The sequence below is a fragment of the Brenneria corticis genome (assembly GCF_003115855.1).
Taxonomy (GTDB): domain Bacteria; phylum Pseudomonadota; class Gammaproteobacteria; order Enterobacterales; family Enterobacteriaceae; genus Brenneria; species Brenneria corticis.
Window position 1 is genome coordinate 1 of sequence record NZ_KZ819117.1, and the last position, 8,115, is coordinate 8,115.

Annotated in this window: 10 protein-coding genes; all 10 read left to right on the forward strand. The window is 62.1% G+C overall.

Going from position 1 to position 8,115, the window contains the following annotated elements; genetic code table 11:
• The coding region (locus DDT56_RS24690; protein WP_210417081.1) for a hypothetical protein at nucleotides 1-190 on the forward strand (190 nt) is incomplete at its 5' end.
• 51 nt (nucleotides 191-241) lie between these two features.
• On the forward strand, nucleotides 242-565 hold the full coding sequence (locus tag DDT56_RS23895) for a glycine dehydrogenase (protein ID WP_168197684.1): 324 nt from the start codon (nucleotides 242-244) through the stop codon (nucleotides 563-565).
• 16 nt (nucleotides 566-581) lie between these two features.
• Complete coding sequence (locus DDT56_RS23900) at nucleotides 582-944, forward strand: SFCGS family glycine-rich protein (RefSeq protein ID WP_136168851.1); 363 nt, start codon at nucleotides 582-584, stop codon at nucleotides 942-944.
• 2 nt (nucleotides 945-946) lie between these two features.
• Nucleotides 947-1,246, forward strand: coding sequence for a DUF4312 family protein (locus tag DDT56_RS23905; protein WP_136168844.1), 300 nt, complete (start codon nucleotides 947-949; stop codon nucleotides 1,244-1,246).
• A gap of 41 nt (nucleotides 1,247-1,287) precedes the next feature.
• Nucleotides 1,288-2,064: a DUF4311 domain-containing protein gene (locus DDT56_RS23910; RefSeq protein WP_136168845.1), complete on the forward strand. Its 777-nt coding sequence runs from the start codon at nucleotides 1,288-1,290 to the stop codon at nucleotides 2,062-2,064.
• Between the two features lie 12 nt (nucleotides 2,065-2,076).
• Complete coding sequence (locus DDT56_RS23915; RefSeq protein ID WP_136168846.1) at nucleotides 2,077-2,721, forward strand: DUF4310 family protein; 645 nt, start codon at nucleotides 2,077-2,079, stop codon at nucleotides 2,719-2,721.
• 41 nt (nucleotides 2,722-2,762) lie between these two features.
• Nucleotides 2,763-3,896 carry an amidohydrolase/deacetylase family metallohydrolase gene (locus DDT56_RS23920; protein WP_136168847.1) on the forward strand — a complete coding sequence of 378 codons (1,134 nt, stop codon included), beginning with the start codon at nucleotides 2,763-2,765 and terminating at the stop codon, nucleotides 3,894-3,896.
• Entirely contained in the window at nucleotides 3,880-4,998 is a 1,119-nt protein-coding gene (locus tag DDT56_RS23925; RefSeq protein WP_136168848.1) for a DgaE family pyridoxal phosphate-dependent ammonia lyase, read from the forward strand. Before DDT56_RS23920 ends, DDT56_RS23925 begins: the two co-directional genes overlap by 17 nt.
• Nucleotides 4,995-5,735 (forward strand): 2-dehydro-3-deoxy-phosphogluconate aldolase, encoded by a 741-nt coding sequence (gene dagF / locus DDT56_RS23930; protein ID WP_136168849.1) that lies wholly within the window; start codon nucleotides 4,995-4,997, stop codon nucleotides 5,733-5,735. The genes DDT56_RS23925 and dagF overlap by 4 nt, the downstream gene beginning before the upstream one ends.
• A 60-nt stretch (nucleotides 5,736-5,795) precedes the next feature.
• Entirely contained in the window at nucleotides 5,796-7,706 is a 1,911-nt protein-coding gene (locus DDT56_RS23935; protein WP_136168850.1) for a BglG family transcription antiterminator, read from the forward strand.
• Nucleotides 7,707-8,115: the final 409 nt, after the last annotated feature.

Sequence of the window (8,115 nt, forward strand, 5' to 3'; positions counted from 1 at the left end):
CTTACAGGCGCATATGAAAAACCTCCGGCTATGCCGGAGGATATTTATTCGCCCCGTCCAACCGGCTGATTTCCCTCACGTCATCCTTTTCGCTACGCGCCTATTCTGTGGCGAAGATCGCCAACGCCCTGCCGATTTCCACTTTGAAGTGGAAAACAACTCGCTACAAACCTTCCTCCGTCGGCGCTAGTGTGCCCACAACGCCATCAAACAGGTAACACATGTGCATAACGGAGCGGTAATGAACGAAAACGGGAGTCGTGAAGCGGAGCAAAGCCGGCAACTCGCCGATCGCATGCTGCTATGGATCGACGAGCTACTCAAGCGCCACAACATCATCCCGAACGCGGTGCAGACGCAGATGCTGACCTCCCACGTCCGGGCGATGGCGCACCGGTCGGTGACCGGCGAACCGCTGCCGGAAGTGGACGCCGACCTGTTCGACGAGATTTCCGCCGACTCGATGAGCCTGGCGCGCGAGGTGGTGGCGGAGTTCGCCAATCTTCCCGATGAAGAAGCCTGGCTGCTGTCGGTCCACTTCGAAGTGGCAAAAGAGAACCTTTAACTTTCAGGAGTGAATGATGGGAAAAATCAGCGTAGTCATCGGCGATCGTCTGGGAAAAGGGCAGAAAGTGGCGGCGGGCGTCGAGAAGGCGGGCGGGCAGGCGGTGGTGGTGCCCGGCATGGCCGCCGATATGAAGCTCGGCGACGTGATGAAGGCGGAAAACGCCGACTTCGGCATCTCTTTCTGCGGCAGCGGCGGCGCCGGGGCGATCACCGCGCAGAATAAGCATGGCTACAAAGCCAGATACGGCATGCGCTCGGTGGAGGAAGGGGTGACGGCCATCAACGACGGCTGCAACGTGCTGGGCTTCGGCTTTATGGATAAAGAAGAGCTGGGCGAACGATTGGTGCAAGCCTGGAAAAAGAAATACGGCGGCTGACCATGAAAACGCAATTCACCGCCACGGTGCGCGTTAGCGGCAAGGGGGAGAGCAAGAGCAGAGCCTTCGCCGACGCCCTGAACCACGTTCAGGCCGCCGTGATGAAATCTTCACCCCACATTTTGCTGCGCATCGAGCCGCAGGACGTGCAGGTTATCGCCGCGCGTGAAGCGTCGCGTAACGAAGCGTTTCTGTTTTTCTTTCTGCGCCGGCAACGGCGCACCTACAGCGTGGAGCTGGATGTCACCGTCAACGTGACGGCCATCAATCTCGATAAGGTGGATTTCGTTACCCAACGCTGATGGCGCCAAACGGCGAATGTTCAATATAAAGGGGCTGGCTGATGTTCTTAATAATATTAATGAAATCGCTCATCATCGGCGCGCTGGTCGGCGTGGGCGTGGGCGCCGGGGCGGCGCGCATGTTTCACGCGCCCACCACGCAAGGCATGGGCGCGTTTCGAACCCTGGGCGAACTGAACGCCTGCGAGGGCGATCCCGCGTCTCACTTCTCTTTCGGGCTGGGCTTCTTCTTTAACGCCTGGGCCTCGTCGGTGGCGGCGGGCGCCTTCACCCAGGACGTCGACCATCGCATCATCCCCAACTGGGGCGCGGCGGCGCTGATGGTGAAAAACCGTAACGTGGCGCAAACCCTGCACGATCCGAGAAAAATGGCCATCGCCTGCGGCATCGTCGGCATGGTGGTGGTCACCTTCCTCAACCTTACCGCCTCCTCGGTGCCGGAAGCCTTGCAGGTGACGGCGGTGAAAGTGCTGGTGCCGGCCGCCAACCTGCTGGTCAATATCGTGATGCCGGTGATCTTCTGGCTGGCGGCGATCGACGCCGGCAAAAAATCGGGCTTTTGGGCCACCGTATTCGGCGGCGCGGCGCAGCTGATTATGGGCAACGCCGTGCCGGGGCTGGTGTTGGGGATTCTGATCGGCAAAGGCGTTGAAGAGAGCGGCTGGAACCGGGTCACCAAAATCATGATGACCGCCATCGTCGCCCTGTTCGTGCTGAGCGCCTTCTTCCGCGGTTTCGATATGAAGATGATCGAATCTTTCCACCTGACCGTCCCGGACTGGCTGGATCGCATCCATAACGCGCTGAGCGGAAAATAACAGGAGCCAACAATGGAAGAGAATAAAGGGTTTTGGTATGCCGACTGGTCGTTTCCGATCTTTGTCGGCCTGCTCTCCTCCGGCGTATTCGCCGGTACGCATATGTATTACCTCTACGGCATCGGCGCGTTCAACGAAGTGGCGTTTGTTTCCATGCTGCGCGCAGGAATGGATACCGGCGTTTACGGCGCGGTGGCCGCGTTCGGCGCCAGCTTTCTGTTCGCCCGCATTATCGAAGGTTCGCTGGTGGGCATTCTGGATATCGGCGGCGCCATTCAGACCGGCGTCGGTCTTGGCGTGCCGGCGCTGTTGCTCGGCGCGGGCTTTGTCTTCCCGGTCGCCAACTTCGCCGCCTCGCTGGTAACCGGACTGGTCATCGGTCTGGCGATCGGCTACCTGATTATTCTGGCGCGTAAATTCACCATCAACCAGAGCGACTCCACCTACGGCGCCGACGTCATGATGGGCGCGGGCAACGCCTCCGGCCGCTTTCTCGGCCCGCTGATTATCCTCAGCGCGATGAGCGCCTCGATTCCCATCGGCGTCGGCTCGCTGCTGGGCGCCCTGCTGTTCTATCTGTGGCAGAAACCGATCACCGGCGGCGCGATCCTCGGGGCGATGCTGTTCGGGACCTTTTTCCCGGTGGCCATCAGCTAATCCGGCGGGCGCCGCGGCGCCCGTCTCAACAGGAGGCAACCATGTTCGATTTACTCCTTCGCCGCGCCCGGCTGACGGATGATACGCTGAGCGATATCGCCATTCAGGACGGACGCATCGCGGCGTTGGGCGACGTCGCCGGCCCGGCGCGCAAGGAATGCGACCTTCAGGGGGAACACTATGTCAGCGCCGGCTGGATCGATTCCCACGTCCACTGCTACCCGGCTTCGCCGATTTATCACGATGAGCCGGACAGCGTGGGGATCGCCGCCGGCGTCACCACCGTGGTGGACGCCGGCAGCACCGGCGCGGACGATGTGGACGACTTTTACCGCCTGACGCGCGCCGCCGCCACCGAGGTTTACGCACTGCTGAATATTTCTCGCGTCGGGCTGATCGCCCAGAATGAGCTGGCCGACCTGTCGCACATCGACGGCGCCGCGGTGCGCGACGCCGTAAAGCGTCACCCGGACTTTATCGTCGGGCTCAAAGCCCGCCTCAGCGGCAGCGTGGTGGGCGACAACGGCATCGCGCCGCTGGCGCGCGCCAAGGCGCTCCAGCAGGAAAACGGCGGCCTGCCGCTGATGGTGCATATCGGCAACACCCCGCCCGATCTGGACGAGATCGCCGCGCTGCTGGCCTCAGGCGACATCATCACCCACTGCTATAACGGCAAGCCGAACCGTATTCTGACGCCGACCGGGCAATTACGCGCCTCGATTTCGCAGGCGCTGGCGCGCGGCGTGCGGCTTGACGTCGGCCACGGCTCCGCCAGCTTCAGCTTCGCGGTCGCCAGGCAGGCGATAAGCCAGGGAATTTTGCCGCACACCATCAGTTCCGACATCTACTGCCGCAACCGCATCAACGGGCCGGTGTATAGCCTGGCGCAGGTGATGTCCAAGTTCCTCGCCCTCGGCATGTCGCTGCCGCAGGTGATTGACTGCGTCACCGCCCACGCCGCCGACGGGCTGCGTCTGGCGCGTAAAGGCCGCCTGGCCGTCGGCCTCGACGCCGACCTGACGCTGTTTGACCTGAAGCGCCGGCCCGTCGTATTGACCGATTGCGCCGACGACAGCCTTCAGGCCGAGCATCTGCTGCTGCCGCTGGCCGCCATCCGGGCGGGCAAAGGCTTCCTGACCGAACACGGGAGAACGTCACATGCCGTCGATTTATGATAAATATCAGTTAAAACAGGTAATTAATGCCTCCGGGCGCATGACGGCGCTCGGGGTGTCCACCCCGCACCCGGAGGTGGTGGACGCCGTCGTCGCGGGGATGAACCACTACTTCGAAATCAAAGATCTGGTGGACAAAACCGGGGAGTACATCGCGCGGCTGCTGGGCGTGGAAGGCGCCGTCGTGGTCTCCTGCGCCAGCGCCGGCATCGCGCAGTCGGTTGCCGCCGTGCTGGTGCAGGACAGCGACTGGCTGCTGGAAAACCTGCACGTTACGCCCATCGAAAACAACCATATCCTGTTGCCGAAAGGCCATAACGTCAACTTCGGCGCGCCGGTGGGCGCGATGGTGGCGCTCGGCGGCGGCGCGGTGGTGGAAGCCGGCTACGCCAACGAATGCTCGCCCGCTCAGCTCGCCGCGGGCATCACCTCGCGCACCGCCGCGATCCTGTATATCAAATCCCATCACTGCGTGCAGAAAAGCATGCTCAGCGTAGAACAGGCGGCGGCGGTGGCGCGTGAATACCGGGTGCCGCTGATCGTCGACGCGGCGGCCGAGGAAGACTTGCAGCGCTACTACCGCGCCGGCGCCGATCTGGTGATCTACAGCGGCGCCAAGGCGATTGAAGGCCCCACCAGCGGCCTGGTGATCGGCAAAGCGCGCTACGTCGAGTGGGTGAAACGCCAGTCCGGCGGCATCGGACGCGCCATGAAAGTCGGCAAAGAGGGCATTCTGGGGCTGACCTGCGCCATTGAACATTATCTCGGCGCCGTGAAAGAGAGCGGCGCGCAGATGGTGGAAAAGATGAGCGACTTCATCAGCCGGCTGAATACGCTGGAGGGCGTCTCCGCCCGCGTGGTGTGGGACAGCGCCGGACGCGATATCGCCCGCGCCGAAATCACCTTTGACCAGGCCATCGCCGGCGTCGCCACCGCCGATTTAATCGACGCCTTAAAGCAGGGCGAGTACGCCATCTATTTTCGCGGCTACAAGGCCAACGCAGGCATTATCGAAGCGGACGTGCGCAGCGTGACGGCCGAGCAGTTGGACATTGTCTATCGCCGTATTCGCGCCGTGCTGCATCAGGAGAAATGCGCATGAAACTGACCCCCGATTTTTACCGCGACCGCGTTTGCCTGAATGTGCTGGCGGGTTCGAAAACCAACGCCCGCGCCGTTTATGACGCCGCCGAGGGCCACGTGCTGGTCGGCGTGCTGTCCAAAAACTATCCCGACGTGGCCAGCGCGGTCGCGGATATGCGCGATTATGCCAAACTGATTGATAACGCGCTTTCCGTCGGGCTGGGCGCGGGCGACCCCAACCAGTCGGCGATGGTCGGCGACATTGCCCGCGAGGTGCAGCCGCAGCACGTCAACCAGGTGTTTACCGGCGTGGCGGCCAGCCGCGCGCTGCTCGGCCAGCATGATACGGTGGTGAACGGTCTGGTCTCGCCGACGGGCCGGCCGGGGTGGGTAAAGATTTCCACCGGCCCGCGCAGCAGCCGGTCGCCGGACGGCATCGTCCCCATCGATACCGCCATCGCCCTGCTGCAAGATATGGGCGGCAGTTCGATCAAGTATTACCCGATGGGCGGGCTAGGCTGCCGCGACGAATATCAGGCGGTGGCCGACGCCTGCGCGCGCCACGACTTCTGGCTGGAGCCGACCGGCGGCATCGATCTGGACAACGTCGGCGATATCCTGCAGATTGCGCTGGATGCCGGGGTAAGCAAAATCATCCCCCACGTCTACAGTTCGATTATCGATAAACAGAGCGGCGACACCCGGCCGGAGGACGTACGCGCCCTGCTCGCCATCGTGAAACAGCGCGTAGCGTAGCGGGGCGGCCACGATAGCGCATCAACGGGCGTCGCGCCGGCAAGATAAGAGGAAAAGGGCGTGCAATTCCCCAACCAACGTTTGACCCGGTTGTTTGATCTGTTGCAAAACGAGACGCTGCCGCAGGATGAACTGGCGCAGCGCCTGTCGGTTTCCACGCGCACCGTTCGCGCCGACATCACCGCGCTCAATGCGCTGCTGGCGCGCCACGGCGCCCGGCTGGTGCTTAGCCGGGGCAACGGCTACCAGTTGAAAATCGACGACCCGGCGCGCTACCGGGCGCTACAGGAAAGCCGTCCGCGCCCGCGGCGCACCCCGCGGACGTCGCAGGCGCGTATTCGCTATCTGGTGGTGCGCTTGCTGACCGCGTCGTTTTCCCTCAAGCTGGAGGATCTCGCCGAGGCGTGGTTCGTCAGCCGCGCCACGTTACAAAACGATATGGCGGAGGTGCGCGAATGGCTCGGCCGCTACGACCTGAGCATTGAAACCCGCCCGCGCCACGGCATGAAGCTGTTTGGCGACGAGACGGCGATTCGCGCCTGTCTGACCGACCTGCTGTGGGAACTGGCCCAGCGGGACGGCGCCGATCCGCTGATCACCGAAGAGGCGCTCGCGCCCGGTATCCTTCCTCGCCTGGCGGACGCGCTGCATGATTGTTTCCACCGCTGTCATATTCGCCTGACCGATGAAGGCGAACGATTCCTGCGGCTTTACTGCGCCGTTGCCGTCAGGCGCATCAGCGAAGGCTATCCCCTGCCGGAGTTTGCCGCCGACGATGTGGATGACAATGTGCGGGACGCGGCGCGGCGCATTGCGGATATCCTGCGGCGGCTGGCGGACAAACCGCTCGCGCCGGCGGAAGAAAACTGGCTCAGGGTACATATCGCCGCGCGCCAGATTCAGGATATCTCTCCCAGCGCCATCAGCGCTGATGACGATGAGGCGCTGGTCAACTACCTGCTGCGCTATATCAACACCCACTATAACTACCACCTGCTCAACGACGAGCAGTTGCATGCCGACCTGCTGACCCATATCAAAACCATGATCACCCGCGTGCGCTATCAGATAAATATTCCCAATCCGCTGTTGGACAACATCAAACAGCACTACCCGATGGCGTGGGATATGACGCTGGCGGCGGTATCGAGCTGGGGGAAATATTCGCCCTATACGATCAGCGAAAACGAGATCGGCTTTCTGGTGCTGCATATCGGCGTGGGGCTGGAGCGCCATTACAACATCGGTTATCAGCGCCGGCCGCGCGTGCTGCTGGTGTGCGACACCGGCAACTCCACCATCCGCATGATTGAAGCGCTGCTGCTGCGCAAATACCCGCAGATTGAGGTCGCCGGAACGGTAACCCTGCGGGACTACGAACAGCGCGGCGCCATCGATGAGGATTTCGTCATCGCCACCGCCCGGGTGACGGAGAAAGATAAACCGGTGGTGACCATGACGCCGTTTCCCACCGACTATCAGTTGGAACAGATCGGCAAACTGGTGCTGGTGGACAGAACCCGGCCGTGGATTCTGGAAAAATATTTTGATGCCGACCACTTCCGCATCATCGACCAGCCCATCAGCCAGCAGACGCTTTTTACCCAACTGTGCCGCCAGTTGCAAAAAGAGGGATACGTCGGCGCCGACTTTCTGCCCTCGGTGGCGGAGCGCGAATCCATCGTCAGCACCATGCTCGGCGAAGGCATTGCGCTGCCCCACTCGCTGGGATTGCTGGCGCGCAAAACGGTGGTCTATACCGTACTGGCGCCGCGGGGAATTCCGTGGGGCGATGAGACGGCGTACGTCATTTTCCTGCTCGCCATCAACAAAAACGAATACGAGGAGGCGATGGCGATTTACGATCTGTTCGTCACCTTTCTGCGCGAGCGCGCCATGAGCCAACTGCGCGACAGTCGGGATTTCGCGGATTTCAAAGCGGTGGCGATGCGCTGCGTCAGCCGGTTTTAGGAGGAGCTAGCTTGCTCCCTCTCCTGCGACTGTCTCTTAGTCACATATACTGTTAACGGTATATGTGAGTTCAGCGCTATTTCGTGCGCTAGAAGGCCGTCATTTCTATGCTATGTCACAGCACGCGCCCGACGCAGGGTGGTTCAAGCGCCACCACCCTCCGGACCCGGGCTGTGGCTGAAATCACGTCGCTGACGCAATGCCTTCGGCGGTCGCCCCCTTTCCCGAACCGCCAGTGACGGAATACTCGTCTCATCCCTGAGACTCGCCCTGGCGGGCCAGCGCAAGCGCTGTTCAAAAACGCTCCCGGCGTTTTTGTCCGACGCGGCACTGGCTTGCGCCGCTTCCCTGCGGCGCATTCGCGGGGTCGTCCACCTCAGCGTGATTTCTTACGCCGACGAAAAGCAAA